Annotated in this window: 25 protein-coding genes; 12 read left to right on the top strand and 13 right to left on the bottom strand. The window is 67.9% G+C overall.

Annotated features, from left to right (window positions below; translation table 11 throughout):
• Positions 1-174: 174 nt before the first annotated feature.
• The 9 genes from VVD47_RS15795 to VVD47_RS15835 are packed head-to-tail and all read left to right on the top strand — an operon-like array spanning position 175 to position 7,714.
• Positions 175-1,161 carry a dialkylrecorsinol condensing enzyme gene (locus VVD47_RS15795; protein WP_327604447.1) on the top strand — a complete coding sequence of 329 codons (987 nt, stop codon included), beginning with the start codon at positions 175-177 and terminating at the stop codon, positions 1,159-1,161.
• Entirely contained in the window at positions 1,151-2,296 is a 1,146-nt protein-coding gene (locus tag VVD47_RS15800; RefSeq protein WP_327604448.1) for a beta-ketoacyl-ACP synthase III, read from the top strand. The genes VVD47_RS15795 and VVD47_RS15800 overlap by 11 nt, the downstream gene beginning before the upstream one ends.
• Positions 2,297-2,692 carry a hypothetical protein gene (locus VVD47_RS15805; RefSeq protein ID WP_327604449.1) on the top strand — a complete coding sequence of 132 codons (396 nt, stop codon included), beginning with the start codon at positions 2,297-2,299 and terminating at the stop codon, positions 2,690-2,692.
• Positions 2,689-3,693, top strand: a complete 1,005-nt coding sequence (locus VVD47_RS15810) for a BtrH N-terminal domain-containing protein (protein ID WP_327604450.1) — start codon at positions 2,689-2,691, stop codon at positions 3,691-3,693. The genes VVD47_RS15805 and VVD47_RS15810 overlap by 4 nt, the downstream gene beginning before the upstream one ends.
• The gene (locus VVD47_RS15815) at positions 3,693-4,613 is read left to right on the top strand and encodes an ABC transporter ATP-binding protein (RefSeq protein WP_327604451.1); all 921 of its coding nucleotides are present in this window, start codon (positions 3,693-3,695) and stop codon (positions 4,611-4,613) included. The genes VVD47_RS15810 and VVD47_RS15815 overlap by 1 nt, the downstream gene beginning before the upstream one ends.
• Before the next feature lie 2 nt (positions 4,614-4,615).
• Entirely contained in the window at positions 4,616-5,773 is a 1,158-nt protein-coding gene (locus tag VVD47_RS15820; protein WP_327604452.1) for an ABC transporter permease, read from the top strand.
• Between the two features lie 8 nt (positions 5,774-5,781).
• Positions 5,782-6,075: a phosphopantetheine-binding protein gene (locus VVD47_RS15825; protein WP_327604453.1), complete on the top strand. Its 294-nt coding sequence runs from the start codon at positions 5,782-5,784 to the stop codon at positions 6,073-6,075.
• Positions 6,072-7,184, top strand: coding sequence for a beta-ketoacyl synthase N-terminal-like domain-containing protein (locus VVD47_RS15830; RefSeq protein ID WP_327604454.1), 1,113 nt, complete (start codon positions 6,072-6,074; stop codon positions 7,182-7,184). Before VVD47_RS15825 ends, VVD47_RS15830 begins: the two co-directional genes overlap by 4 nt.
• Positions 7,181-7,714 (top strand): hypothetical protein, encoded by a 534-nt coding sequence (locus VVD47_RS15835; RefSeq protein WP_327604455.1) that lies wholly within the window; start codon positions 7,181-7,183, stop codon positions 7,712-7,714. Before VVD47_RS15830 ends, VVD47_RS15835 begins: the two co-directional genes overlap by 4 nt.
• Here VVD47_RS15835 and VVD47_RS15840 read toward each other — a convergent pair.
• Genes VVD47_RS15840 through VVD47_RS15850 form a run of 3 tightly spaced genes read right to left on the bottom strand, consistent with a single transcriptional unit; the run spans position 7,711 to position 9,463 of the window.
• On the bottom strand, positions 7,711-8,241 hold the full coding sequence (locus tag VVD47_RS15840) for a DUF4442 domain-containing protein (protein ID WP_327604456.1): 531 nt from the start codon (positions 8,239-8,241) through the stop codon (positions 7,711-7,713). The two genes, VVD47_RS15835 and VVD47_RS15840, sit on opposite strands and share 4 nt — an antisense overlap.
• Positions 8,242-8,255: 14 nt before the next feature.
• Positions 8,256-8,843, bottom strand: coding sequence for a Holliday junction branch migration protein RuvA (gene ruvA, locus VVD47_RS15845; protein ID WP_327604457.1), 588 nt, complete (start codon positions 8,841-8,843; stop codon positions 8,256-8,258).
• Positions 8,840-9,463, bottom strand: coding sequence for a glutathione S-transferase family protein (locus tag VVD47_RS15850; RefSeq protein WP_327604458.1), 624 nt, complete (start codon positions 9,461-9,463; stop codon positions 8,840-8,842). Before VVD47_RS15850 ends, ruvA begins: the two co-directional genes overlap by 4 nt.
• A 173-nt stretch (positions 9,464-9,636) precedes the next feature.
• On the opposite strand from VVD47_RS15850, the gene VVD47_RS15855 reads away from it, so the two are divergent.
• The gene (locus VVD47_RS15855; RefSeq protein ID WP_327604459.1) at positions 9,637-10,974 is read left to right on the top strand and encodes a hemolysin family protein; all 1,338 of its coding nucleotides are present in this window, start codon (positions 9,637-9,639) and stop codon (positions 10,972-10,974) included.
• A gap of 73 nt (positions 10,975-11,047) precedes the next feature.
• Here the strand turns inward: VVD47_RS15855 and VVD47_RS15860 are convergent, their stop codons facing one another.
• The 3 genes from VVD47_RS15860 to rng are packed head-to-tail and all read right to left on the bottom strand — an operon-like array spanning position 11,048 to position 13,798.
• On the bottom strand, positions 11,048-11,707 hold the full coding sequence (locus VVD47_RS15860; RefSeq protein WP_327604460.1) for an HAD family hydrolase: 660 nt from the start codon (positions 11,705-11,707) through the stop codon (positions 11,048-11,050).
• On the bottom strand, positions 11,695-12,324 hold the full coding sequence (locus tag VVD47_RS15865; RefSeq protein WP_327604461.1) for a GNAT family N-acetyltransferase: 630 nt from the start codon (positions 12,322-12,324) through the stop codon (positions 11,695-11,697). The genes VVD47_RS15860 and VVD47_RS15865 overlap by 13 nt, the downstream gene beginning before the upstream one ends.
• Positions 12,325-12,343: 19 nt before the next feature.
• The gene (gene rng, locus VVD47_RS15870; RefSeq protein ID WP_327604462.1) at positions 12,344-13,798 is read right to left on the bottom strand and encodes a ribonuclease G; all 1,455 of its coding nucleotides are present in this window, start codon (positions 13,796-13,798) and stop codon (positions 12,344-12,346) included.
• 270 nt (positions 13,799-14,068) lie between these two features.
• On the opposite strand from rng, the gene VVD47_RS15875 reads away from it, so the two are divergent.
• Positions 14,069-15,064: an SGNH/GDSL hydrolase family protein gene (locus tag VVD47_RS15875; protein ID WP_327604463.1), complete on the top strand. Its 996-nt coding sequence runs from the start codon at positions 14,069-14,071 to the stop codon at positions 15,062-15,064.
• 74 nt (positions 15,065-15,138) lie between these two features.
• Here the strand turns inward: VVD47_RS15875 and VVD47_RS15880 are convergent, their stop codons facing one another.
• A complete protein-coding gene (locus tag VVD47_RS15880) occupies positions 15,139-19,065 on the bottom strand; it encodes an FAD/FMN-binding oxidoreductase (RefSeq protein WP_327604464.1) in 3,927 nt (1,308 codons plus the stop codon).
• Positions 19,066-19,302: 237 nt separating this feature from the next.
• Between VVD47_RS15880 and VVD47_RS15885 the strand changes: the two genes are divergently transcribed.
• Positions 19,303-20,217: a PhzF family phenazine biosynthesis protein gene (locus tag VVD47_RS15885; protein WP_327604465.1), complete on the top strand. Its 915-nt coding sequence runs from the start codon at positions 19,303-19,305 to the stop codon at positions 20,215-20,217.
• On the opposite strand, the gene VVD47_RS15890 is transcribed toward VVD47_RS15885, so the two are convergent.
• From VVD47_RS15890 to nudC, 6 genes are all read right to left on the bottom strand, one after another.
• Positions 20,214-20,576, bottom strand: coding sequence for a RidA family protein (locus VVD47_RS15890; protein WP_327604466.1), 363 nt, complete (start codon positions 20,574-20,576; stop codon positions 20,214-20,216). The genes VVD47_RS15885 and VVD47_RS15890 overlap by 4 nt on opposite strands.
• The gene (gene dsbD / locus VVD47_RS15895; protein ID WP_327604467.1) at positions 20,573-22,465 is read right to left on the bottom strand and encodes a protein-disulfide reductase DsbD; all 1,893 of its coding nucleotides are present in this window, start codon (positions 22,463-22,465) and stop codon (positions 20,573-20,575) included. Before dsbD ends, VVD47_RS15890 begins: the two co-directional genes overlap by 4 nt.
• A gap of 28 nt (positions 22,466-22,493) precedes the next feature.
• Positions 22,494-22,859, bottom strand: coding sequence for a divalent-cation tolerance protein CutA (gene cutA, locus VVD47_RS15900; RefSeq protein WP_327604468.1), 366 nt, complete (start codon positions 22,857-22,859; stop codon positions 22,494-22,496).
• Positions 22,860-22,920: 61 nt separating this feature from the next.
• Positions 22,921-24,744 (bottom strand): ATP-binding protein, encoded by a 1,824-nt coding sequence (locus VVD47_RS15905; protein WP_327604469.1) that lies wholly within the window; start codon positions 24,742-24,744, stop codon positions 22,921-22,923.
• 73 nt (positions 24,745-24,817) lie between these two features.
• Positions 24,818-25,600 carry an ABC transporter permease gene (locus tag VVD47_RS15910; protein ID WP_327604470.1) on the bottom strand — a complete coding sequence of 261 codons (783 nt, stop codon included), beginning with the start codon at positions 25,598-25,600 and terminating at the stop codon, positions 24,818-24,820.
• Between the two features lie 88 nt (positions 25,601-25,688).
• Entirely contained in the window at positions 25,689-26,495 is an 807-nt protein-coding gene (gene nudC, locus VVD47_RS15915; protein ID WP_327604471.1) for an NAD(+) diphosphatase, read from the bottom strand.
• Positions 26,496-26,504 lie beyond the last annotated feature (9 nt).

Consider the following 26,504-nt stretch of genomic DNA (forward strand, 5'->3'; position numbering starts at 1 on the left):
TTTGTTTGTCCCGGGTTTGCCCGGGCTGCACCACGTTCGCCCGCCGGTTCCCTCGCCCTCCGGTTCCTGTTTCCACTGTCGCTCGCGTCGGCCGTCGCTGACAGGCAGGAGGAGGACAGGGCGGTAGAATCCCGGCACTCCGACAATCAGGTCGTTCCGCGCCCGCCCCCAACCGTGAACGCCGTCATCGACGACACCCCTGCCGCCGTGGCGCGCAAGCGCGTGCTGGTCCTCCGCTATTCGCAGAGCGGCCAGCTGGACGCCGTGGCCGACCAGCTCATTGCGCCCCTGCAAGCGGACGCACGTTTCGATGTGCACATCGAAACCCTGCGCCTGCAGGACGAGTTTCCCTTCCCCTGGCCGTTCTTCCGGTTCCTGGATGCCTTTCCGGAGTCGGCGCACCTCGTGCCGCCGCCGCTGGCGCCGCTGGGTCTGAGCGGTGACGAGGACTTCGACCTGATCATCCTGCCGTGGCAGGTGTGGTTCCTGGCGCCCTCGCAGCCCGTCACCGCGTTCCTGAAGCATCCCGTCGCCGCGCGCCTGCTGCGTGGCAAGCCCGTGGTCACGGCCATCGCCTGCCGCAACATGTGGATGACCGCGCAGGAAAAGATGGAGGCCCTCCTCGCGGCGGTCGGCGCCCGCCTCGTCGACAACGTGGTGCTGACCGATCCGGGCCCGACGCTGGCGACCTTCATCACCACGCCGCGCTGGATGTGGACCGGCCGCCGCGATGGCTTCTGGGGCTTGCCGCCGGCGGGCGTGTCGCCGCAGCAGATACTGGGTATGCGCCGCTTCGGCCTGGCCCTGCGCGACGGCCTGCTGCAGGATGCCGAGCGCCATGGCGCACCGCTGCTCGCCGGCTTGCGCGCCGTGGAGGCCGACCCGCGGCTGTATGTCAGCGAACGCGCGGGGACGCGCAGCTTCTACCTGTGGGGCAAGCTGCTGCGCGCGGCCGGTGCGCCTGGCAGTACGCAGCGGATCCCGCTGCTGGCGCTGTATGCTGTATTCCTCATTGCCATCATCATCACGGTGGTGCCGATCAGCCTGCTGCTGCAGGCTGCGTTGCGACCGTTGATGCGTCGCCGCCTCGCGGCGCTCAAGGCGCGTTTCGAATCACCCTCCGGCTCGGGCACCGAGCGCATGTCGCAGTATGAGCTCTGAAGTTTTCCTTACCCGTAGCGCGGCCCATCTGCCGCTGGCGCCGGTCTCGAACGACGAGATCGAGCAGGTGCTTGGCATGGTGGGCGGCAAGCCTTCGCGTGCGCGCCGCATGGTCCTGCGCAGCAACGGCATCCAGCAGCGCCACTACGCCATCGATCGCAACACCGGCGAGCCGGTGATGACCAACGCCGAACTGGCCGCCGCCGCGATCCGTGCGCTCGGGCCGCTGGAGCGGGTGGACTGTCTGGCGACGGCCACCTCGATGCCCGACCAGATCATGCCCAACCACGGCGTCATGGTTCACGGCGAACTGGGCTGGCCGCGCCTGGAGGTGGTGAGCAATGCCGGCATCTGCCTGGCCGGCGTGGCGGCGCTCAAGCATGCCTGGCTGTCGGTGCGCGCGGGCGAGAGTGCGCGCGCCGTGGCCTGCGCGTCGGAGCTGCCGTCGCCCATCCTGCGTGCCCGTCATTTCGAACCGGAGCACGAGCACAAGCTGCAGGCCCTGGAGACACGGCCGGAGATCGCCTTCGAGAAGGATTTCCTGCGCTGGATGCTGTCCGATGGCGCCGGGGCCTTCCTGCTGGAAGACAAGCCCGCGGCCGGCAGCCTGTCCTTGCGCATCGACTGGATCGAGATGTCCTCCGCCGCCCACGAGTTGCCGGCCTGTATGTATCTCGGCGCCGACCGTGCCGAGGGCGATGCGCAGGGGCGGCTCGCCGGCTGGGCCTGCTATACGCCGCAGGACTGGGCCGCGAGGTCCGTGTTTGCCGTCAAGCAGGACGTGCGCCTGCTGAATGAACACATCGTGCGCGCCACGCTGCGCGATCCGCTGGAACAAGTCATCGCCAAGCGCGGTCTGCGTGCGCAGGATATCGACTGGTTCCTGCCGCACATGTCGTCCTTCTATTTCGAGCAGCCGGTTGCCGCGGCGCTGAAAGAACTGGGGCTGGAGATTCCGCGCGAGCGCTGGTTCACCAACCTGGCCACGCGCGGCAACACCGGCGCCGCGTCGATCTACATCATGGTCGACGAGCTGCTGCGCTCCGGGCGGCTGCAGCGCGGCCAGCGCCTGCTGGCCTTCGTGCCGGAGAGCGGGCGCTTCTCCAGCGGCTTCTTCCACATGGAAGCCGTGTAGATGGATCTCGACGCCGTTCCGCAGGAAGGCAACCGCACGCATGCGGGATTGCGCAAGGCGATCTACGCCCGCGATGCGCAGGGCCGCATGGTGGTGGCACCTTCCGCGGGCTGGGAGGTCGAGGAAATCGTCACCACCCAGGCCGTCGACGCGATGGCTGCCGAGGCCGAGGCAGCACGCCTGCGCGTGCAGCAAGGCTCCGCCTCCACGCTGGAATACTGGATGAGTGCGCGGCGAATGGACGTACCCTTGCTGGCACAGAGCACCGGCCTGTGGCAATGGCGGGTGCGGCGTCACCTGCAGCCGGCGCGCTTTGCCAGGCTGTCTTCCTCCCTGCTGGACCGCTACGCCCAGGCGCTCGGCCTGAGCGCCGAACAACTCCGCCACCTGCCATGACCACGGCATCCACTGCCCTGCAGCACCCGTTCCAGCACCGCCACGCGGCGCACTGCGAGAGCGGCGTCATCTCCAGCCTGCTGTCGCATCACGGCGCACCGATGAGCGAGGCGATGGCCTTCGGCCTGTCGTCCGGCCTCTCCTTCGCCTACCTGCCCTTCGTCAAGCTGTCCGGCCTGCCGCTGGTGGCCTATCGCATGCCGCCGCGCGCCATCATCAAGGGCCTGGCGAAGCCGATGCACGCGCGTTTCCGCTTCGAGACCTTCCGCTCGCCGGAGGCCGGCCGCGCGCGGCTGGACGCCTTGCTCGCGGAAGGCCGCGTCGTCGGCCTGCAGACCTCGGTGTTCTGGCTGCCGTACTTCCCCCAGGACATGCGCTTCCACTTCAATGCGCACAACCTGCTGGTCTACGGACGCAACGGCGACGACTACCTGGTGAGCGATCCGGTCTTCGAAGAGCCGCAGCGCTGCGCCAGTGCCGACATGGCCCGCGCGCGCTTCGCCAAGGGCGTGCTCGCGCCGAAGGGCCTGCTGTACTACCCGCAGGACGTCGGTCGCCGGCAACCGGACGCGGAGGCCATCCGCCGCGCCATCCGCAAGACCTGCCGCGTGATGCTGGCGCCGGTGCCGATTGCCGGCGTGCGGGGCATGCGCATGCTGGCGAAGAAGATAGAGAGCCTGCCCGCTGACGCGACGGGCTCCGCCTTCATCGGCCACGTGGTGCGGATGCAGGAGGAGATCGGCACCGGCGGTGCCGGCTTCCGCTTCATCTACGCGGCCTTCCTGCAGGAGGCCGCTGCTCTCACCGGCCGCGCCGATCTCGCGGCCTTCGCCGATCGCCTGACCCTTATCGGTGACGGTTGGCGTGCCTTTGCCCTCAAGGCCGCGCGCATGATCCGCGGCCGCGAAGCCCTGGTGCCGCCCGCCATTGCGCAACTGCTGCGCGACCAGGCGAACGCCGAGGAGGCCTTCTTCCGCGACCTGAAGAAGGCCACGGCCTGATGCTGGAGGTCCGCGGCCTCGGCTACCGCTACCCGCGTGCGACGGCCGCTGCGCTCGATGGCCTGTCCCTCGTGGCCGAGCGCGGCAGCATCCTTGGCCTGCTGGGGCCGAACGGGGCCGGCAAGACCACCTTCATCTCGCATCTTGCCGGCTGGTTGCCGGTCACGCAGGGCGAGATCCTCGTCGACGGCCAGCCGCTGTCCGTCGTGCGACGCAGGCAGCCCACGCGCATCGCGGTGGCGCCGCAGGAATACGCCTTCTACGCCGCGCTGACGGTGCGCGAGAACCTGGAATGCTTCGCAGCCTGTGCGCGCCTTGCCGGCGAACGCAAGCGCAACCGCGTTGCCGACTGCCTGGCCTTCGCGCAACTGGAGCGCTTCGCCGACACACGCGCCAGCGATCTGTCCGGCGGGCTCAAGCGCCGCCTCAACTTCGCGCTGGCCTTGCTGCCGGAGCCGGAACTGGTGCTGTTCGACGAGCCCACCGTCGGCGTCGACCCCCAGTCGCGCGCCTTCCTGCTGGAGTCGGTGCAAGCACTGGCGCGCCGGGGCGTGGCCGTGGTCTATACCACGCACTACATGGAGGAGATCGAGGCGATCGCGGACCGCGCTTTGATCATCGATCACGGCCGTGTGCTGCGCGAGGGCAGCCTGCCCGACCTGCTCGCGCAGCGTGCCGCGCGCCTGCGCCTGCATGTCGAAGGCATGGACCCGGTCGTGCTGGTCGAGCTGTTGTCGCGCTTCGGTGCGGCCAGTGCCCAGCACGGCGACGCCGTCGTGGAGCTGGGCCCGGAGGCGTCGCCCGCCGGCGTCCTGCAGGCGGTCGAGGCGGCCGGCGGACAGGTGCGCCAGGCGGATTTCGGTCGCGGCAATCTGGGCGAACTGTTCATGGCGCTAACGCAGCGCTCGCTGCGGGACTGACCATGCTGCGTGCCCTCATCTGGAAGGAACTGATTGCCCTGTCGCGCGACCTGCACGGTCTTGCCGCGCTGTTCCTGATGCCACTGATCTTCATCGTCGTCATGTCGATGGCATTGAAGGATGTGTACTCCCCGCCGCTGGCGTCGTTGCCCTACGCGCTGGACCTGCGGGACGACGGCCCGGCGGCGAAGGCGCTGGCGGCGCGCTGGGCAGAGCGTCGCGGCCAGCCGCTGCTGCTGACCCGCAACTGGCAGGCGGAGCTGAAGAGCGGCCAGCTCAAGTACGTGTTGATCATCGAGACCGGTTTTGGCCAGGCCCTGCATGAACTGAAGGCGCCTGAAGAACCGCGCCTGCGCCTGCTGGCGGAACCGGGCATGGAGCCGGCGCTGTTCCAGGGCAGCGTGGCGGAGTTGATGGCGATCCTCGGCGAGGCCCGTGCGCGTTCGCTGGCCACGCGCTTCCTCGGCACCGTGCCGTCCGGCGTCGCCGACCTGGGCCGCTTCGTGTCGGGCGAGCGTTTCGAGATGCGCCAGCACCCCACCTCGGTGCAGCACAACGTGCCGGCCTGGCTCATCTTCGGCATGTTCTTCGTGGTGTCGGCGATGGCCGGCCTGTTCGTTCAGGAGCGCGACAGCGGCACGCTGGCCCGCCTCGCCAGCCTGGGGGTGCCCAATGCCGTGCAGATCACCGCCAAGGCCGTGCCCTACCTGCTGGTCAACGGCGTACAGGCGCTGCTGATGCTGGCGGTCGGCATATGGCTGATGCCGCTGATGGGCGGCCAGGGCCTGTCGCTGGCGGGCGTCGACCTCGCCGCACTCGGGCTGATGATCGTCGCGACCAGCTGCGCTGCCGTGGCGCTGGCGCTGGCGGTCGCCAGCTTCGTGCGTACCCATGGCCAGGCCTCCGCCGTGGGGCCGCTGGTCAACGTCCTGATGGCCGCCACCGGCGGCATCATGGTGCCCACGTTCGTGATGCCGCCGGTGATGCAGCAGATTGCCGCCGCCTCACCGATGAACTGGGCCTTGTCCGGCATGCTCGACGTGCTGTTGCGCGGGGCCGGGCCGCAGACGGTGTGGCCGCATGCCTGGCCGCTCTTCCTCTTCGCGCTGCTGACGCTGGTCGTCGCGGCACTGCGCTTTCCGCGACGGGTGCGTGCATGAGCGATGCCGTGAGCGACCCCCTCGTGGCGCAGCTCACCGCGCTGATCCTCGAGGCCTGCGAGAAGGACGCGCCGCCCGGCGGCCTGCACGCGGACGAACCGCTGTTCGGCGCCGAGACGCGCCTGCAGCTCGACTCGCTGGATGCGCTGCAGATCTCCATGGCAATCCAGAAGCAGTACGGGCTGCGCATGGCCGACAGCAAGGAGACGCGCCGCGCGCTCAGCTCGATCGCCCATCTGGCCGACTACCTCGTGGCATCCGGCATATCGCCGGGCGCGCAGGGTACGACGCCGACGGCATGAGCGCCCTGGCGATCCGCGGCCGTGGCCTGGCATGCGGCCTCGGCGTCGGTGCCGACGCGGCCGCTGCGGCTGTCGGCACACTGCCGGTGCCGCTGTTCGTGACGCTGGGCGAGGGGCTGCAACGACCGTTCCTGCCCATCCGCGGCATTCCTGACGACGCGACCATCACTGGCGCGGCAGCCTGGCATGCGCGGACCCGCGCCCTCATCCGCGACGTGGTGGCACAGGCGCTGGGAGAGGCGTCCGGAGCGGCGCTCGAGCTCGTGCCGCGCGACGGTGCGCTGCTGATCGCGTCGTCGTCGCTGCACGTCGGCGCTGTCGAAGCCGGCCAGCTGTTCCGTCCCCATGGCTCATTGTTCGCACAGCAGGTAAAGGAGTGGCTGGACTGGCAGGGACCGGTGTACTGCTTTTCCACGGCGTGCACGTCGAGCATCGTCGCCCTGTCCGCCGCGCGCGCACTGCTGGCGAGCGGTGCTGCCCCCTCCGCGCTGGTGCTCGGCGTGGAACTCGCCAATCGCCTGAGCCTGTCCGGCTTCCAGGGCATGCAGTTGCTGTCGCCGGACGCGGCGCGACCCTTCGGCCTGGGGCGCAACGGCCTAGTGCTCGGCGAGGCCGTCGCCGCCCTGCACTGTGTCGTCGCCAGCGGAAATGAGGCCGGCTGGCGGATCACCGGCAGCGCGCACATCGTCGATGGCAGCGACCCTGCCGGCGCGAGTCGCGGCGCGCTGCTGCGCGCCTGTCGCGAAGCCCTGGAGCAGGCGGGCCGTACGCCGGCCGAGGTCGAACTGGTGAAGGTGCAGGCCGCGGGCAGTCCCGGCAACGACGCCCTGGAGGCCGCCGTGCTGCACGAGTTGTTCGACCACATGCCAGCGCTGGTGTCGCTGAAACCATCCCTCGGCCACTGCCTGGGTGCGTCCGGTGCAGTGGAGCTGGCCCTGTTGTGCGCCGCGCTGGATGCCGGCGCGTTGCCGCCGGTGACGCACGAGCCGGATCCGGCGCTGGACCTGCGATTGGCGACACGTCTGGATGCCGCACCGCGCTGCGTGCTGGCGATCATCGTCGGCTTTGGCGGTGGTCATGCGGCAGCCGTGCTGGAGTGCCGGCAATGACGACCGCATTCCTGCCCTGGCGAGTCGTCGCCTGTCACGTCGAACTGCCGGCCGACTGGCGCGAGCGGCTCGTCCGAAACCTGGGCGAGCGGCCGCGTCGTCTCGGTGTGTTCGGCGAGCTGGCCCTGTACGGCGCCACGGCCTGTCTTGCACAGGCCGGCGTCGCCACGCTGCCCGGGCGGGCGATGCTGCGCGTGGCCAGCCGCAGCGCCTGCGCGAGCGCGACCGTCGCAGCGCTGGAGCAACTGGAAAGTGGCGGCCCGCAACCCTTCACCTTCCTGCAGGGCCAGCCCAGCCAGTCACTGGCCGCGCTGTCGCGCGCGCTGCGCTGGCAGGGCGATGCCTCCTTCCTGATCGATGAAGCGCCAGAGCAGGCGGCGCGGCTGGCGTGCTGCGAGGCTGCCGGACGTGAGTTGCTGCTGGGCTGGGTGAACGACCTGCCGCAAGCGGAGACGCGCTGGTACTGGCTGCGCCAGTCCGCGGACGAGCGACTGCCCGTGTTCACGCCGGAAACCTTCCAGGCGTTCTAGGCGTCCGGGTTCGCCGCGGCTGGTGCGCGTGGAGCTTGCGGCTTGCGGCGGATGTACAGGGTCTTGCTGACGGTGGCCACCACCTGTCCCTGCTGGTCGACGATATCCACCTTGAATACCGGCTCGTACTTCTGGTCGGCCGCCGTGTGCTGACGCGCCGCTTCGACAGCTGTCCCGGGCATCTCGAAGCGCGCGCGCACCGTGCCCTTGGCCGGCAGCTTGTAGTCGATGTGCGAGGACCGGTCCCACACCACGTAGCCGGTTCCCAGCCGATGCATGATCAGCAGCGCGAAGAACGGATCGGTCATCGCGAACAGCGAGCCACCGAAATGCGTGCCGAAGATATTGCGGTTGTAGAAACGCAGCGTCATGCGCACCTGTGCGCTGGTCCAGTCGTCGGCAATGCGCTCCACGCGGATGCCTGCACCGATGAAGGGCGGCCACAGGTTGATCAGGAAACGCGTCATCCGCGCGCTGAGGCCGGCCTCGCGCAGGAAGCCTTGCTTGAGCTTGGGACTGAGGCTCACGGCGGTGGCTCCGTTCAAGCCTTCGACAGCAGCTTCAGCGCCGCGCGGATGCCCTCCGACACGCCGATGTCGGCGGGCAGCTGCTTCATCGCAGCCAGCGCTTCCTTCTCGTTGTAGCCCAGCGCCAGCAGGGCGTGGGCGATGTCGGTCTGGGCGCCGGCGGGCGCACTGATGGCGGTGGCGGCGACTGCGGGCAGGGCCTTGGCCAGCTTGTCGCGCAGTTCCAGCAGCAGGCGCTCGGCGGTCTTCTTGCCGATGCCGGGCACCTTGGTGAGGCGGCCGCTTTCCTGCAGCGTGACGGCCTGCGCCAGCTCCGCCACCGACATGCCGGAGAGCACCGACAGCGCAGTGCGGGCGCCGATGCCGGAGATCTTCAGCAGCTGGCGGAAGGCGCCACGCTCGTCCTCGCTGCCGAAGCCGTACAGGAAGTGGCCGTCTTCGCGGATGGCGAGGTGGGTGTGCAGCGTCACCTTCTGGCCGGTGGCCGGCAGGTTGTAGAAGGTGCTCATCGGCACGTCCACTTCGTAGCCGACGCCACCGACGTCGAGAAGGATCAGCGGTGGGTTCTTTTCCAGCAGGGTGCCGGTGAGGCGTCCGATCATGTTCTGTCCACGGGATAGGCAAGGAAGGCGGGCAGGGCTTCGGTCTGCGCCGCGAAAGCTGCCAGCGCCGGCGTCAGCGACGGGTCACTGAGGCCGGGCTGGGCGAACTGGTTGAAGCCCCAGGCGACGGCCACGTCGATGTCGGCCTGGCACAGCGTGTCGCCGCACAGCCAGCTCGTGCCGCGGCCGGCGCAGGCCGCGTCCAGCAGCGCCCAGGCATCGGCGAGCTGGCTGCGGATGCGCGACAGCCACGGGTCGTACTGGAAGGCTTCGGGGCGCAGCTGGGTTTCGTAGAGGTGCTGCACGGTCTTCTCGCAGGCCACCAGCGCGATGCCGCCCAGTTGCAGGGCACGGCGGTAGGTGTCGGCCTGCGTGGGCCACAACCGCTGCGCCGGAGCGACGCGTGAATCGAGCCAGGCGAGGATCAGGCTGCTGTCCATCAGGACTTCGCCGTCGTCGCAGACCAGGGTCGGCGCCTTGATCAGCGGGTTGATGGCGCGGTACTGCTCGATCTGGCGCAGCACGGAGATGGAGCGGTGCTCGAAGGGCTGCCCCATCAGCGTCGCGCCGATGGCGACGCGGCGCACATAGGGCGAATCGAGCATGCCGATGAGCTGCATGGCGGACTCCGGGGCCGGAATGAGGTGATCTGACAGGGAAAATCGCGGAACCGGAAGGCATTTCCGCCGAATGCGCCGCCAGAGTAAGCCTTGCCGGTGGGCAAAAAGGCGCCCGGGGCGGGCATGGTATCCTCATTGTCCCTCATTCCTGTGCCGGAGTTGGCCGGCGCTGTATGGATCTCGCAATCGTTGTCCTGCTGATCGTGCTCAATGGCGTGTTCGCCATGTCTGAAATTGCGGTGGTGTCTTCCCGCAAGGCGCGCCTGCAGAAACTCGCTGAAGACGGCTCGCCCGGCGCGCGCAGTGCGCTGCGCCTGCACGACGAACCCTCCAGCTTCCTGTCGACCATCCAGGTCGGCATCACCTCGATCGGCATTCTGTCGGGTGCCATCGGTGAAGGCGCGCTGAGCGTGCCGATCCGCACCTTCCTCGAGCCCCTGCCCCTGATCGGCCCCTATGCCGGCCCGATCGCACTGGGCCTGGTGGTCGTCTTCATCACCTACCTGTCGGTCGTCATCGGCGAACTGGTGCCCAAGCGCCTCGCGTTGCTGGCACCGGAAGCCATCGCCTCCGTGATGGCGCGCCCGCTGACGGCGCTGTCGCGCATCGTGCGTCCGCTGGTGTGGTTGTTCTCGGTGTCCAGCGACATCATCCTGCGCCCCTTCCGCGCCCGCCGTGCCGGCGAACCGCCGGTGACCGACGAGGAGATCAAGGTGCTCATGGGGCAGGGCGCCGAGGCCGGCGTCTTCCACGAGAGCGAGCAGGAGATCGTCTCCAACGTGCTGCGCCTGGACGAGCAGCGCATCGGCGGCATCATGACGCCGCGCAAGGACATCCACTTCATCGACCTCGCCGATCCCGAGGCCGACGTGCGCGGCGAGGTCGCGAACAGCGAGTACGGACGCCTGGTGGTGTGTCGCGACGGCTTGGAGAACGTGCTGGGCGTGCTGCAGGTGAAAGACCTGCTGAAGCCCATCCTGAATGGCGAGCCCTTCCTGATCGAGCCGGTGCTGCGCTCGCCGCTGTACGTGCCGGACACGCTGACCACCTCGCAGTTGCTGGAGCACTTCCGCAAGTCGCGGGTGCAGTTCGCGCTGGTGGTGGACGAGTACGGCGAGATCGAGGGTCTGGTGTCGCTCACCGACGTGCTGACTTCCATCGTCGGCGACATGCCGGACCACGACGACATCGACACGCCGGAACTGGTGCAGCGCGAGGACGGCTCCTGGCTGGTCGATGCCTCGATGACGGTGGAGCGCTTCCAGGATCTGTTCGACGTCGACGAACTGCCGGAGTCCGACGGTGGCGGCTTCCACACCGTCGGCGGGTTCGTCATGCAGCAGCTGGGCCGCATTCCGCGCGTGGCCGACCACTTCGAGAGCGTCGGCCTGCGTTTCGAGGTGGTGGACATGGATCGCCACCGCGTCGACAAGCTGCTGATCGCCGAGACGCCGGAGCGCGTCGCGCAGAAGCAGCGTCGCGCGCAGGAGGAAGAGGAGAACGACGGCTGATTGCCGGCCGCCGTCTTCACCACAAAAAAACGCCCGGTCATGCCGGGCGTTTTTTCGTGCCGACGCGGCCGCTTCAGCCCAGCGCGGCGACGACGTCGCGCAGCGATTCCACCACCTGCACACCGAGTCGGCGGATGTCGGCGTCCGGCTTCAGCAGGTCCGGCACCATCACCACCTGCATGCCGGCCGCCACGCCGCCGCGTACGCCGGCGTTGGAGTCCTCCAGCACCAGGCAGTCGCGGCCCTCCACGCCAAGATGGCGGGCGGCGAGTTCGAAGATGTCCGGGTGCGGCTTGCCACGCACCACTTCGTCGCCACAGGCCAGCGCGGCGAAGCGCTCGCGGATGCCGGCGCGCAGCAGCTTGGCCTCGGCCCGCGTGCGGCGGGTGGAGGTGGCCACCGCGCGCGGAATGCCCAGGCGTTCCAGCTGGTCCAGCAAAGTGACCACGTGGGGTTTGAGCGGAACCAGGCCAGCCACGATGGCGGCCTCGTAGAGTTCGCCGAATCGCTCGCGCAGCGGCTCCACGGGATAGTCCGCGCCGAAGGCCGCGGTCAGCAACTGGTTGGAGTCGCGCGAATTCAGCCCGACCATGCTTAGGCCGACTTCGTGGGTCCAGGGGATCTGCAGCCCGCTGGCCGCTTGCGCAAACAGCTCCAGCGACACGCGCTCGGAATCGAGCAGCAGGCCGTCCATGTCGAAGATGACGGCACGGGGACGGGTCAGGCGGAGCATGTCGCGGACTCCTCGATCAGGTAGCGTGCTGCGGTCCCGCCTGCCTGCAGGCGTGCTTCCAGCCGGGTGCGGATGGCCGGCCACTCTTCGTCGATGATGCTGAAGCGCGCCGAATTGCGCTTGCGGCCATCGGCCATGATGCGCTCGTTGCGGGCGATGCCTTCCTCCTTCGCACCCAGGCGCAGGATGGCGGCGCGCGAACGGGTGTTCAGTTCGTCGGTCTGCAGCTGCACGCGCACACAGTTCAAGGTCTCGAAGGCGTGACGCAACATCAGGTACTTGGCCTCGGTGTTGACGAAGCTGCGCTGCCAGCTGGCGGCGATCCAGGTGTGGCCGATCTCCAGCTTGCGGTTCGCCCGGTCGATCTTCCAGAAGCGGGTGCTACCCACTACTTCGCCACTGTCGGCAAGGGTGGTGACGAAAGGCTGCGCGGTGCCGGCGGCAAGGCCGGACAGCGCGTTGTCGATGTAGGTGTCCACCGTCTCGCGGCTGGGCACCGAAGTGTAGATCAGGCGCCACAATTCACCGTCGCTCGCGGCGCGCACCAGCGCCTCCGCGTGCGCGGCCTGCATGGGCTGCAGTGCGACTCGATTGCCAAGAAGCGCGACAGGTTTCATGGGGCCTCGTGGTGGTGGGTTACAACAGCACGATGTCGAACTGTTCCTGCGTGTAGCCGGACTCGGCGTGCAGCGAGATCGGCCGGCCGATGAAGTCCTGCAGCATGGCGATGGACTGCGCCTCCTCGTCGAGGAACAGGTCGGTGACCGCCGGCGCGGCGACGATGCGGAACTCCTTGCCGTCGAACTGGCGTGCCGTACGCACCAGCTCGCGGACGATCTCGTAGGCGACGGTGCGGGCGGTTTTCACTTCGCCCCGGCCACCGCAGGTGGGGCAGGGCTCGCACAACACGTGGGCCAGTGACTCGCGGGTGCGCTTGCGGGTCATCTCCACCAGCCCCAGCGAGGTGAAGCCATTGACCGACACCTTCACATGGTCGCGCGACAGCGTCTTGTTCAGCTCCGCCAGCACGGCTTCGCGGTGGTCGGCGCTGTCCATGTCGATGAAGTCGAGCAGGATGATGCCGCCGAGGTTGCGCAGGCGCAGTTGGCGGGCGATGGCCTGGGCGGCTTCCAGGTTGGTCTTGAAGATGGTGTCGTCGAAGGTGCGGGCGCCGACGAAGCCGCCGGTGTTCACGTCGATGGTGGTGAGCGCCTCGGTCTGGTCGATGATCAGGTAGCCGCCGCTCTTCAGGTCCACGCGACGGGCGAGCGCCTTCTGGATCTCGTCCTCCACGCCGTGCAGGTCGAACAGCGGCCGTTCGCCCTGGTAGTGCTCCAGCAGGTGGGCCACCCGCGGCATGTATTCGCTGGAGAAGGACTGCAGCTTGTTGAAGTTCTCCCGCGAGTCGATGAGGATGCGGTCGGTCTCGGTATCCACCAGGTCGCGCAGGACGCGCTGCGCCAGGGTGAGGTCGTGGTACAGCGCGGCGGGCGCCTTGGCGGCGCTGCGGCGGGTGCCGATCTCGGTCCACAGCTTGCGCAGGTAGGCGATGTCGGCGGCCAGTTCTTCGTCGCTGGCAAGCTCCGCCTGGGTGCGCACGATGAAGCCGCCTTTTTCGTCCGCCGGGATCAGGCGCTGCAGGCGCTCGCGCAGGGCTTCGCGTTCGGCCTCGCTCTCGATGCGCTGCGAAATCCCGATGTGGTGTTCCTGCGGCAGGTAGACCAGCAGGCGACCGGCAATCGAAAGCTGGGTCGCCAGTCGCGCGCCCTTGGTGCCGATGGGGTCCTTCAGCACCTGCACCATCAGCTCCTGGCCCTCGTGCAGCATGCGCTCGATGGGGCGGTGCACTTCGCCGTTGTGGCGGTCCAGCCAGATGTCGGCGACGTGGAGGAAGGCGGTGCGGTCCAGGCCGATCTCGATGAACGCCGACTGCATGCCGGGCAGCACGCGCACCACCTTGCCGAGGTACACGTTGCCGACGATGCCGCGGGAGTGCTCCCGCTCGATATGCAGCTCCTGCACGGAGCCGTGATGCATCAGGGCCACCCGCGTTTCCTGCGGGGTGAAGTTGATGAGGTATTCCTCGCTCATTGGGTTCCGTTTTCCAGGCTGCTTGGGGTCGTGAAGATTCTACCGGCTGACGCGGGTGCGCACCGCGTGGAATCCCGTCTGTCCGCCTGCGTTCCGCCGACGGTCGCATGGTCCCTGTACGGACGGGCAGGAAATGCTCGTCAGAGCATGCCGGGCAAGGCGAAGGCGGTTACAGTCTTTCAGGCTGCCACAGCAGGATCCGTTCGCGCGCTTCTATACTCAGTCCGCGTATGGCTTGCACTCAAACAAAGACATGAAGCGGAGAGACCGATGAAGCGACTGTTGCAAACCCTTGCCATCACTCTGGGCCTCGGCCTGAGCCAGGCAACGATCGCGGGACCGTACACCGCGCACTACGTGTTCGGCGACAGCCTGTCCGACGCCGGCAACCTCTTCGTGGCCACGTCCGGCGCCTTGCCGCAACCGGGCGACTACTACAACGGGCACTTCTCCAACGGCACCAGCTACGCCGAGCGCATCTCGCTGGGCCTGGGCTTGCCCGGTGGCGCAACGCCTTCGTACCTCGGGGGCACCAACTACGCGGTGGGCGGAGCCCTCACCGATGCCCATATCCTGAATACGCCGCAGGCCAATGCCGCGTTCAGCCTGCAGGGACAAATGCAGAGCTATTTCAGCTCGCATGCGACGAGCGATCCGAACGCGCTCTACACGATGTGGATCGGCTCCAACGATCTGTTCCAGGCGCTGGAGCTGTTCAGTCTGGGGCAGGCCGCCGCCGCGCAATCGCGCATCGCCGACTCGGTGGGTGACATTGCTGCCGCCCTGGGCCAGCTGGTCGGCAGTGGCGCGCGCAACCTGCTGCTGCCCACGATCACCGATCTCGGCCTGACGCCCCGCGTCGCGGCGGCCGGCCCCATGGCGCAGGCCGCGGCCAGCCAGGTCGTGATGGACTTCAATGCCGCGATCGATGCGGTGCTGGCCAGCCTGTCCGGGGCAGTGCCCGGATTGAACGTGGTCCGCTTCGATACCTTCAACCTGTTGCGTGAAGTGGCGGCCAATGCGTCGGATTACGGCTTCACCGACATGAGCGCCTGCATCAGCGGTTTCGTCGGCATTCCGAGCCAGACGCCTGCCTGCATCAACCCCGACCAACACCTCTTCTGGGACGACATCCACCCCACCTCGGCCACGGCGGAAATCCTCGCCGACCGTACGCTGGCGGCACTGGTGCCCGCACCGGCCACGCTTGCGCTGGCCCTGCTGGCGCTCGGCATCGTGGGCGTGCAGCGCCGCCGCCCCGGCTGACCGGTACCGACCTGTGGCAATGAGAAGGGCCGCCCTCGGGCGGCCCTTCTCATTGCGTACCCGCCAGCCACTGCTCAGAGCAGTACGCGCTCGATGCCGCCGTTGGTGGCCTTGCCGACGTAGTCCTCCAGCCAGCTTTCGCCGAGCAGGTGCTTGGCCATCTCGATGACGATGTAGTCGGCCTCGGTACCCGAGTCCTCGTTGTAGCGCTTGAGGCCCTGCAGGCAGCTCGGGCAGGAGGTCAGGATCTTGACGTCGCCGGTGAAGCCGTCGGCGCGCAGCGCATCGGCACCCTTGCGCATTTCCTCTTCCTTGCGGAAGCGGACCTGCGTGGAGATGTCCGGACGCGATACGCCCAGCGTGCCGCTCTCGCCGCAACAACGGTCGTTCTTGCTGATCTTCGTGTTGTCCACGGTGGTGATCAGCGCATTGACCGTCTTCATCGACTCCTGCTGCTTCATCGGGTTGTGGCAGGGCTCGTGGTACATGTAGCGCACGCCGCTCACCCCTTCCAGCTTCACGCCCTTCTCCAGCAGGAATTCGTGGATGTCGATCAGCCGGCAACCCGGGAAGATCTTCTCGAATTCGTACATCTGCAGCTGGTCGTAGCAGGTGCCGCAACTCACCACCACCGTCTTGATGTCGAGGTAATTCAGCGTGTTGGCGACGCGGTGGAACAGCACACGGTTGTCCGTCGTGATCTTCTCCGCCTTGTCGTACTGGCCGGCGCCACGCTGCGGATAGCCGCAGCACAGGTAGCCCGGCGGCAGCACGGTCTGCACGCCCACGTTGTAGAGCATCGCCTGGGTGGCGAGGCCGACCTGCGAGAACAGGCGTTCCGAACCGCAGCCGGGGAAGTAGAACACTGCTTCCGAATCCGACTTGGTCTTCTGCGGGTCGCGGATCACCGGCACGATCTCGGCGTCCTCGATGTCCAGCAGCGCGCGCGAAGTGCGCTTGGGCAGGTTGCCCGGCATCTTCTTGTTCACGAAGTGGATCACCTGCGTCTTGATCGGCGGCTTGCCGAGCGATGCAGGGGGCGCCTTGGTGGTCGGCTTCGATAGCGGCCTGAAGACGTCCACGGCGATGCGCTGTGCCTTGAAGGCCCACTCGATGCTCGTCTTGCGCAGGAACTTGATGGTCTGCGGGTTGGTGGCGTTCAGGAAGGCCATCGCGAGCTTCTTGGTCGGATTGAAGCTCTGCTTGCCCATCTTGCGCAGCAGGTTGCGCATGTTCATCGACACGTCGCCGAAGTCGATGTCCACCGGGCAGGGGTTGAAGCACTTGTGGCATACCGTGCAGTGGTCGGCCACGTCCTCGAACTCTTCCCAGTGCTTGATCGACACGCCGCGGCGGGTCTGCTCCTCGTACAGGAAGGCTTCGACCAGCAGCGAGGTGGCGAGGATCTTGTTGCGCGGCGAGTACAGCAGGTTGGCGCGCGGTACATGAGTAGAGCAAACAGGCTTGCACTTGCCGCAGCGCAGGCAGTCCTTCACCGATTCCGAGATGGAACCGATGTCGCTCTGCTGCATGATCAGCGACTCGTGGCCCATCAGGTTGAAGCTGGGCGTGTAGGCGTGCGTCAGGTCGCCGCCGGGCATCAGCTTGCCCTTGTTGAAGCGGCCTTCCGGGTCAACCTTCTGCTTGTAGGCGCGGAAGGGGGCGACCTCCTCCTCGGTGAGGAACTCCAGCTTGGTGATGCCGATGCCGTGCTCACCCGAGATGACCCCGCCCAGCGAACGCGCCAGCGCCATGATGCGCACCACCGCCGCATTGGCTTCCTGCAGCATCTCGTAGTGATCCGAGTTCACCGGCAGGTTGGTGTGCACATTGCCGTCGCCGGCGTGCATGTGCAGCGCCACGAAAACGCGGCCGCGCAGGATTTCCTTGTGGACCTGCTCGAAGCGCTCGAGCACCGGGCGATACAGGTTGCCCTCGAAGATGGCCTCGATGGCTTCCTTCAGCTCGGTCTTCCACGAGATGCGCACGGAATAATCCTGCACGCGGTGGAACAGCACGGGGTTGGCGGCACGGTTGGAGAGTTCGCCCGCCTGGATGCCCAGCTCGTCGAACTTCGCTTCAGCCTGCGCCAGCGGCAGGTCGAGGTTGTCGTAGATCCACTGCCAGCGCGCCCGCACATGCGAAACCAGCTCCAGCGCGCGGGCACGACGATCGCCGATCAGCACTTCGTGATCGATGTTCTCGTCGTTGGCACGTACCGGCAGGTCGCCGTCCAGGAAGGCGGCAATGGCGTCGCACAGCTTCAGCTTGTTCTTCAGCGACAGCTCGATGTTGATGCGTTCGATGCCGTCGCAGTAGTCGCCCATGCGCGGCAGCGGGATGACCACGTCCTCGTTGATCTTGAAGGCGTTGGTGTGCTTCGCGATGGCAGCGGTGCGGCCGCGGTCCAGCCAGAACTTCTTGCGCGTGTCGGCGGTGACGGCGATGAAGCCTTCCGCGCTGCGCGCGTTGCAGATGCGCACGACTTCCGACGCGGCGGCCATCACGCTGTTCTCGTCGTCGCCGACGATGTCGCCGATCAGCACCATCTTCGGCCGACCGTGGCGCTTGGCCTTGGTGGCGTAGCCGACGGCCTTCACGTAGCGCTCGTCGAGGTGCTCCAGGCCGGCGAGCATGACGCGCGCATCGCCCACCTTGGGCAGGCCGTCGATGTAGTCCTTGATCTCGACGATGGCGGGCACCGCCTCGCGCACTTGGCCGAAGAACTCCAGGCATACCGTGCGGGTGTGCGCCGGCAGGCGGTGCAGCAACCAGCGCGCGCTGGTGATGATGCCGTCGGTGCCTTCCTTCTGGATGCCGGGCAGGCCGCCGAGAAACTTGTCGGTGACGTCCTTGCCCAGGCCCACCTTGCGGAACATCTCGCCCTGCAGGGTGATGGTTTCCTCGCGCAGCAGCTTCCTGCCGGACACGTCGAAGTGCTTGAGCCGGAACTGCACTTCCTTCTGGTCGTGGATCTTGCCGAGGTTGTGGCCGAGGCGCACCACCTCCAGCCATTCGCCGTCCGGCTTGACCATCTTCCACGAGGCCAGGTTGTCGACCGCGGTGCCCCACAGCACGGCCTTCTTGCCGCCGGCATTCATGGCCACGTTGCCGCCGATGCAGGAGGCGTCCGCCGACGTCGGGTCGCAGGCGAACACCAAGCCGGCGTTCTCGGCGGCTTCCATCACACGGCGGGTCACCACGCCGGCGCCGGTGAAGATGGTGGCGTAGGGCTGGTCGACGCCGGGCAGGGCGGTCAGCGGTTCCACGCCGCCGATGTCGATCAGCTTCTCGGTGTTGATGACGGCCGAATACGGCGTCAGCGGTACGGCGCCGCCGGTGTAGCCGGTGCCACCCCCGCGCGGGATGATGGTCAGGCCCAGCTCGATGCAGTCGCGCACCAGGTGGCCGATCTCTTCCTCGGTGTCCGGGTACAGCACCACGAAGGGGTACTCGACGCGCCAGTCGGTGGCGTCGGTGACGTGGGAGACGCGGGCGTAGCCGTCGAAGCAGATGTTGTCCTTGCGCGTGTGCTTGCCGAGCTGGCGCTGGGCACGCTTGCGCAGGTCGTACGTCTTCTCGAAGTGCGCGGCAAAGGCGTCGACGGCCTTGTTGGCGGCGACCACCAGCTGCGCGACCTTGGCCGCGCGCTGCGGATCGGCGCCTTCGGTTTCGGCGCGGCGCTTGTCGACTTCGGCCAGGCGATGACGCAGGGCTGCGATCAGCGCACCACGGCGGCCGCGGTTGTCCAGCAGGTCGTCTTCCAGGTAGGGATTGCGTTGCACCACCCAGATGTCGCCCAGCACTTCGTACAGCATGCGTGCGGAACGGCCGGTCACGCGCTCGACGCGCAGGGATTGCAGTACTTCCCACGCCTCGTCGCCGAGCAGGCGAATGACGATTTCGCGGTCGGAGAACGAGGTGTAGTTGTACGGAATCTCGCGCAACCGCGAAGCGGCGGGCGTGGCGTGAGGGGCGGCGAAGTCTGGAGCTGCTTGCATGGTCGGCCTGGTGCTTTCGCGGCTCTGCGAATAGAACCCGCTATTTTAAGGGACGGAGGGCGTCCCCGCACGGATAAGAACCGTTCGCGGGCGCGAAGTTCGACGCGGCCGCCTGCGCGGCACAGCTCTCCACACCTTTCCGGAAAGCCCTGCCGGCGGTAGGGGCGGCGCCCGGAGGTCCGCTAGTTGCTTGTGGCTGACAGCGAATTACACGATTACACAGTAAGATTGGCCGCCATGAACCCCAGCCCCCGCTCCTGCCGATACTTCCTCGCCGATGTATTTACCGGCCAGGCCTTCGCGGGGAATCCGCTGGCAGTTTTTCCCGAGGGCGACGACCTCAGTGACGCCCAGATGCAGCGCATCGCCCGCGAGCTGAACCTCTCCGAAGCCGCCTTCGTGTGTGCGCCGCGGGTCGCCAACGGCTGCAGGGTGCGCATCTTCGCGCCGGCCAGGGAGCTGCCGTTCGCCGGCCATCCCACCATCGGCACGGCGCATGTGCTGGCCCATATCGGCGCCTTCGATTTCCGCGACGGCGACAATCACCTCGAATTCCTCGAAGGCGTCGGGCCGGTGCCGATCCGCGTGGTGATGCGCGACGGGCGTCCCGCCTTCTGCCAGTTCACCGCAGCGGTGCTGCCGGAACTGGGCGACTCCCTCTCGTCCGAGGCCTACGCCAGCATCCTCGGCCTGCTGCCGGAAGATGTGCGCGACGACCGCCAGGGGCCGGATGCGGTGAGCTGTGGCGTGCCTTTCCACATGGTGCCGCTGACCGACCACAACCGCCTGGGCCTCGTGCAGCTCGACATGGTCAGCTACAACATGTGGGCCTCGCGCAGCTGGGCGGCCTCCATCTGCGTGTTCGCCAACGACCCGCAGATTCCGCACCGCTATCACGTGCGGGTGTTTTCGCCGTCCTTCGGCTTCTACGAGGACCCGGCCACCGGCGCGGCGGCGGCGGCACTGGCCGGCTACCTGGCGCGCCGCGAGCCGCAGTTGGACGGTTCCTTCCAGTGGGAGATCTGGCAAGGCGTGGCGATGGGCCGGCCCAGCCAGCTCTACATCGAAGCCGACAAGCGCGATGGCCGCATCGAGGCGATCCGTGTCGGCGGGACCGCCGTCGTCATCGGCGAGGGCGTGCTCTACCTCTAGCCGGCGGTGGTCACGGCCGCAATGGCCACTACTTCCACCCGCCAGCCCGGCCGCGCGAGCCCGGCCACCTTCACGCAGGCCCGCGCGGGCGCGCAGCCCGCCGGCAACCAGGCCTCCCATTCCGCGTTGAGTCCGTCGTAGTCGGCCATGTCGGTGAGGTAGACGGTCGCCATCAGGATGCGCGACTTGTCGCTGCCCGCGCGTTGAAGGGTGGCTTCCAGTGCAGCCAGCAGGCTGCGCGTCTGTTGGTGGATGTTGCCGTCCTCGCTGGCCGGGACTTCCACCGCATGCAGCAAACCGTTGAACACCGTGGCGTCGGCGTAGCGGGCGGTGACGCCCAGTCGCTGGATGTCGCTCATCGCTTGCCTCCCTGGGCGGTGGTGGCCTCGTCCAGCACCTGTCCGAAACGGGTGGCACCCATGAAACCGATGACGCGCAGGCCGTCGACCTCGCGACCCTGCGCGTCGAAGAAGATGATCCCCGGCGGGCCGAACAGACCGAAGCGCTTGAGCAGCGCCTGGTCGGCGTCGTCGTTGGCAGTGACGTCGGCCTGCAGCAGGGTGAAGCCTTCCAGTTGCTTCGCGACGGCGGCGTCGGCGAAGGTGAAGCGCTCCATTTCCTTGCAGCTCACGCACCAGTCGGCATAGAAATCGAGCATCACCGGGCGGCTGGCGCCCTGCAGGCGGGCGTCCAGATCGGCCACGGTCTTGATGCGTTCGAATTGTGGATGCGCCTGTGCAGTGCTGCCCTGCAAACCGGACAGTGGGGCTAGCGGATCGCGCGAGCCGGACAGGGCCCCGACCAGCAGGGTGGCGCTGGCTACCAGGGCGAGGATGCCGAAGCCCTTGCCGAGCTTGGCGGCAGTGCCGGCACGCGGCTTCAGCGCGTCGAAGGCGCCCAGCAGCACGCCGCACAGCACCAGCAAAGCCGCCCACAGCAGCATCGGCACGATGGCGGGCAACACCGGGCCCACCAGCCAGATGGCGGTCGCCAGCAGAAGCACGCCGAAGAAGCGTTTCACGCCTTCCATCCACGGCCCCGGTTTCGGTAGCCAGTGGCGGGCGGCGACGCCGACGGCCAGCAGCGGGATGCCCATGCCGATGGCCATCGCGAACAGCGCCGCGCCGCCGATGGTCGGGCTGCCGGCCTGCGCGATGTAGAGCAGCGCACCGGCCAGTGGCGCAGCCACGCAGGGGCCGACGATCAGCGCCGACAGCGCACCCATGCCCGCCAAGCCACCGAGCGAGCCGCCCTGCTTGTTGACGATGCCGGACAGCCGGCTCTGCAGCGCCGTCGGCAACTGGAACTCGTACCAGCCGAACATTCCCAGCGCGAGCACGACGAAGAAGGCGGCGAAGGCGGCCAGCACCCAGATGTTCTGGAAGGCGGCGGCCAGCAGCGTGCCGGACAGCCCGGCCAGCACGCCGGCCACCGTGTAGGTGGCCGCCATGCCCAGCACGTAGGCCAGCGACAGCGCGAAGGCGCGGCCGCGGCTGATGTCCTCGCCGTGGCCGACGATGATGCCCGACAGGATGGGCACCATCGGCAGCACGCAGGGTGTGAAGGACAGCAGCAGGCCGAAGCCGAGGAAGCTCAGCGCGATGAGGCCGAGATCACCACCGCGCAGCAGGCGCGCGACGCGCGCACTGTCATCTTCGTAGCGCGGTGCGATGGCGACGCCTGCTTCCGGTGACGGCGCCGCACTGTTCAGGGAAGGGGCGTTGGCGGGGGCCGTATCCATCATCGGCGCCGGTGCGCCAAAGGCCGGCGCGGTGTTCAGGCCACCGGCACTGGCACCGGGTGCCACCGACATGCCGAGCATGGACAGCTTCACCGGGATGGTGGAGGGCGGATAGCACACGCCGAGATCGGCACAGCCCTGGTGCACGACCTTCAGCTCGAAGGGCTCGCCGACCGGCGCATCCACCGGCAGGACGACGCGCAGCGCGTCGCGGAACACGGTCTGCGTGCCGAAGAAGGCGTCGGTATGGGACTCACCGGTCGGGTACTGCGGCGTGCCGACGGCCGTGGCCGGTGGGGCGGCCGTGAAGCGGAACTTGTCGCGGTACAGGTAGTAACCCGGCTCGATGGCGACGCGCACTTCCACATGCCGGTCGTCGATCGCCTGCGCACTGAGGCGGAAGGCGCGGTCGGGCGGCAAGGGATCGGCTGCGGATGCGACCGTGCCGCAGAGCGCCGTGCAGGCCAGCGCGAAGGACAGCAGACAGGACTGCAGGAGTTGCTTCATCGGTAACGAAGGGGTCAGGGTGCCGCGTTCAGGGCGTCGGGCCGGATGCAGGGTTCCGGGCCCCGCATTCTGCCTGCACCCAGCCAAGGTAGGCGGGCAGGCCGGCAGCGAGCGGCAGGGCGATGATCTCGGGCGTGTCGTAGGGATGCAGCGCGTGCAGGGTGGTCTCCAGGGCGGGGTAGGCTTGTCGCGTGGTCTTGATCAGCAACGGGACTTCCTCCGCCTCTTCGATGTCCCCTTGCCAGCGATACACCGACTGGCAGGGCGACAGCACATTGACACAGGCGGCGAGCCGTCGTTCCACCAGGGCGCGGGCGATGGTACGCGCACAGCCGGCGTCCGGCGTGTTGCACAGCACCAGCAGGACGTCGCCGGGTGTCAGGTCGGAATGCATGTCCGGTGTTCCTTTTTGAGGGAGTTCTGGCGGGAGTGCTGGCGGCAGGGTTGCGACGGCTTCAGTGCCCGGGCGCGACGCGCGGCAGCGTCACGATGAACAGTGTGCCCTTGTCCGGCGCGGACTCCACGCGGATGTCGCCGCCCAGCAGGGTGGTCACCAGGCGATGCACGATGTGCAGGCCCAGCCCGGAACCGCCCTGCCCCAGGCGGGTGGTGAAGAAGGGGTCGAAGATGCGCCCCAGCACCTCGGTGGAGATGCCGCGCCCGTTGTCGGCTACGCGCAGCTCCACCGTGTCGTCCGCCAGCAGCGTGGCCGACACCGACACGACGCCTGCTGCTCCTGTGGTGGCGTCGAGGCCGTGGATGACCGCGTTGTGCACCAGGTTGCTGATGACCTGGCCCAGCGGCCCGGGCAGGCTGTCCATGTCCAGCGCCGCCGGCAGTTCGGTGTCGATGCGCCACTGGCTGTGGCGCAGGGTGGGGCGGATGGTCTCCACCAGGTCCTCGACCAGCTGCGGCAGGCTGAACAGGCGGCGACGCTCCGAGGTCTGGTCCACCGCCACCTGCTTGAAGCTCTGGATCAACTCGCCAGCGCGCGACAGCGAGCGGGCGATCAGCGTGGACGCCTTCTGCGAATCCTCGACGTAGCGGTCCAGCGCGGAGCGTCGCAATGCGTTGTCGCGCACCTTGCTGGCGAATTCGCCGGTGTCGTGCTCCAGCGTGGTGGCCACCGTCAGCGCGTTGCCGATGGGGGTGTTCAGCTCGTGCGCGATGCCCGCCACCATGGCGCCCAGCGAGGCCAGGCGATCGGCGTGGATCAGCTCTTCCTGCGTATGGCGCAGGGTCTCGATGGTCTCGGTGAGGGTCGCGGTGCGTTCGGCCACGCGTTGCTCCAGCTCGGCGTTGAGGCGCTGGATGGCGGCCTCCGCGCGCAGCCGCTCGGTGATGTCGACGTGGCCGACGACGATGCAGTCGCGCCCCTCGTACTCCACCCTTTCCAGGTAGGTGAGGATGTCGTGCGGCTCGCCGTGACGGTTCTGGAAACGCACCTGGTAGGCATACAGGTGGCCGTCCTGTCGCACGTTCTCTATCCAGCTCTGGCGCTCGCCGGGATTCACCCAGATGCCCAGTTCGACGGCGGTGTGGCCGATGGCTTCGTCACGCGAGTAGCCCCACAGCGCCAGCCAGGCGTCGTTGGCATCCAGCAGCCTGCCGTCGGCCAGTTCCGCAATGGACAGGGGCACGGGCATCAGGCGGAAGAGCTTCTCGAACTTGTCCTCCGATCGCTGCAACTGGTTGAGGTGCCGGTCGAGTTCGTCGCGGGCCGCCGCGATCTGCGCGTACTGGCGGCGCGAGCTGTCGGCCACGTGCAGGGCCAGCGCGCAGCACATCACCGCCACCGCGGTGAGGGAGACCCAGTAGGAGGACAGCGGGTGCTGCATCGGCGCCGGGTAGAGGCGGGTGTCGAAGGCCGCCATGAGGGCGACCACCGTCAGCGTCAGGCAGAACATGAACCAGGTGCTGCGCCGGCCCAGCATCCAGCCGGCCTGGATGAAGATCAGCGGGTAGGCGATGGCGGCCGGCGAGCGGATGCCGTCCACCGCCAGGCACTGCAGCGACACCGCGGCCCACAGCCCCCACAGCAGGCAGTGCACGGCGGCCCTGGGATGGCGTAAGCGCAACAGGCCGCGCGCCAGGGCGGCGGTGGCCAGGCCGGTGACGATGATCTGCCAGCGCCATCCGATCTGCACGCTCTCCAGCCAGAAGCCGAAGATCACCAGCGGCACGATCAGGGCGGCCAGGAGATTGGTGGTCAGGACGACGAGACGCTCTCCCTGGTCGTCGAACAACCAGGAAAGCTGCGTGCTGTCGTCTTGGCGCAATGTCGGCGGCATAGTGGAAGCCCGGGGACGCGGGTGCCCGGTTTATCGGCGCGCGGGCCGGAATCTGGATGCTTCAGCGCAGCAGGCGACGGCGCATCAGCGCGCGCGCCACTGCGAAGCCCGCCAGGCCGTAGGCTGCCAGCGCGGCCAGATGCAGTACGGGCTGCGCGATCGCTTCACCCAGCAGCAAGGGTCGCATCAGGGCGATGGCGTGTGACAGCGGCAGCCAGTCGGTGACCAGGCGTAGCGCCGTGGGCAACTGGTCGAGCGGGAAGAAGACGCCGGACAGCATCGCCATCGGGCTGATGAACAAGGTGAACCAGTACATGAAGAAGTCATAGCCCGGCGCCAGCGCGGTGGCGATGTAGCCGAGGCCGGCGAAACAGAAGCCGGTGAGCAGCACCAACGGCAGTGCCGCGATGGCTGCCTGCCAGCTCACCAGGCCACAGGCGGCGATGACCAGCAGGATCGCGCCGCCGGAGAACAGGGACTTGGTGGCCGCCCACATCAGCTCGCCGACCATCACGTCGTCCAGCGACATCGGCCCGTTCATGATGGTCTCCCAGGTCTTCTGCTGGTGCATGCGCGCGAAGCCCGAATACAACGCCTCGAAGGTCGCTGCGTTCATGGTGGAGAAGGCCACGGTGCCGGTCGCCAGGAAGGTGATGTAGCTGACGCCGCCGACATCCGGCAGCAGGGCGCCGAGGCCGAAACCGAGGCCCAGCAGGTAGATCAGCGGATCGGCCAGGTTGCCGAGCAGCGAGGGAATGGCCAGGCGGCGCCACACCTTGAAGTTGCGGCGCCACACCGCGGCTGCGCGACGGGGTGCGAGGTCCAGCGGGGGAATCCAGTTCATGGCCTTGTTCATGCCCGGGGTAATGTTTCGAGTGTCGTCCGGATGTCACCCGAGATGTCGCCCGGACTGTCGCTCTTTTCCATGGCGATCAGTCGAGTGCGTGATGGATCAGGCGGTGGGCGATGCTCACCGGGCTGGGCAGCAGGACATCGGCACGTCCTTCGCGCAGCGCCTGCTTGCTGACCCACAGCGCGTCCTCGATCTCGCCGGGTTGTGGCCGGATGTCGCCACCCGCGTAGTCGGCATGGAAGGCCAGCATCAGCGAATGCGGGAAGGGCCAGCTCTGGCTGCTGAACCAGCGCAGGTTGCCTACCGACACGCCGACTTCTTCCATGACCTCGCGATGGATGCACTCCTCCGCATCCTCGCCCGCCTCGACGAAGCCGGCCAGCGCGCTGTAGACCCCGGGCTTGAAGTGCGGCGACCGCGCCAGCAGGATGTCGTCACCGCGATGGATCAGCACCATCACGGCAGGTGACAGGCGCGGATAGGCCACCAGTCCGCAGGCCGGGCAGCGCCTGGCGGCCTCGTGGGCGAGCAGTTCCGTCGCCGTGCCACATGCGCCGCAGTAGCGATGCTGGCGGTCCCAGGTGTTGAGCAACTTGGCGCGGGTCGCCAGTCGATACAGCGGCGGAGGCAGGTGTTCGTATGCGGCACGCAGGCTGGTGACGCCAAGGCCGGCCGGCAGCACGGTGTCGGCCGGCCACTGCTGCGCAATGCAGGCGCGGCCGTCGGCGTCGGCGATGCCGAAGCTGCTGGCTTGCGGCAGCGTGCCGAGGGCGCCTGCCGGTGGCAGAAGGCCATCGTGGCCGATGATGAGATCGTCGCCGAGGAAACCGAACACCCAGGCATCCGCAGGGGTCTCGACGAGCGATGCGAACGACATCTGGATCATGCGGGCTCC

The organism is Uliginosibacterium sp. H1 (assembly GCF_036017065.1).
Taxonomy (GTDB): Bacteria; Pseudomonadota; Gammaproteobacteria; order Burkholderiales; family Rhodocyclaceae; genus Uliginosibacterium.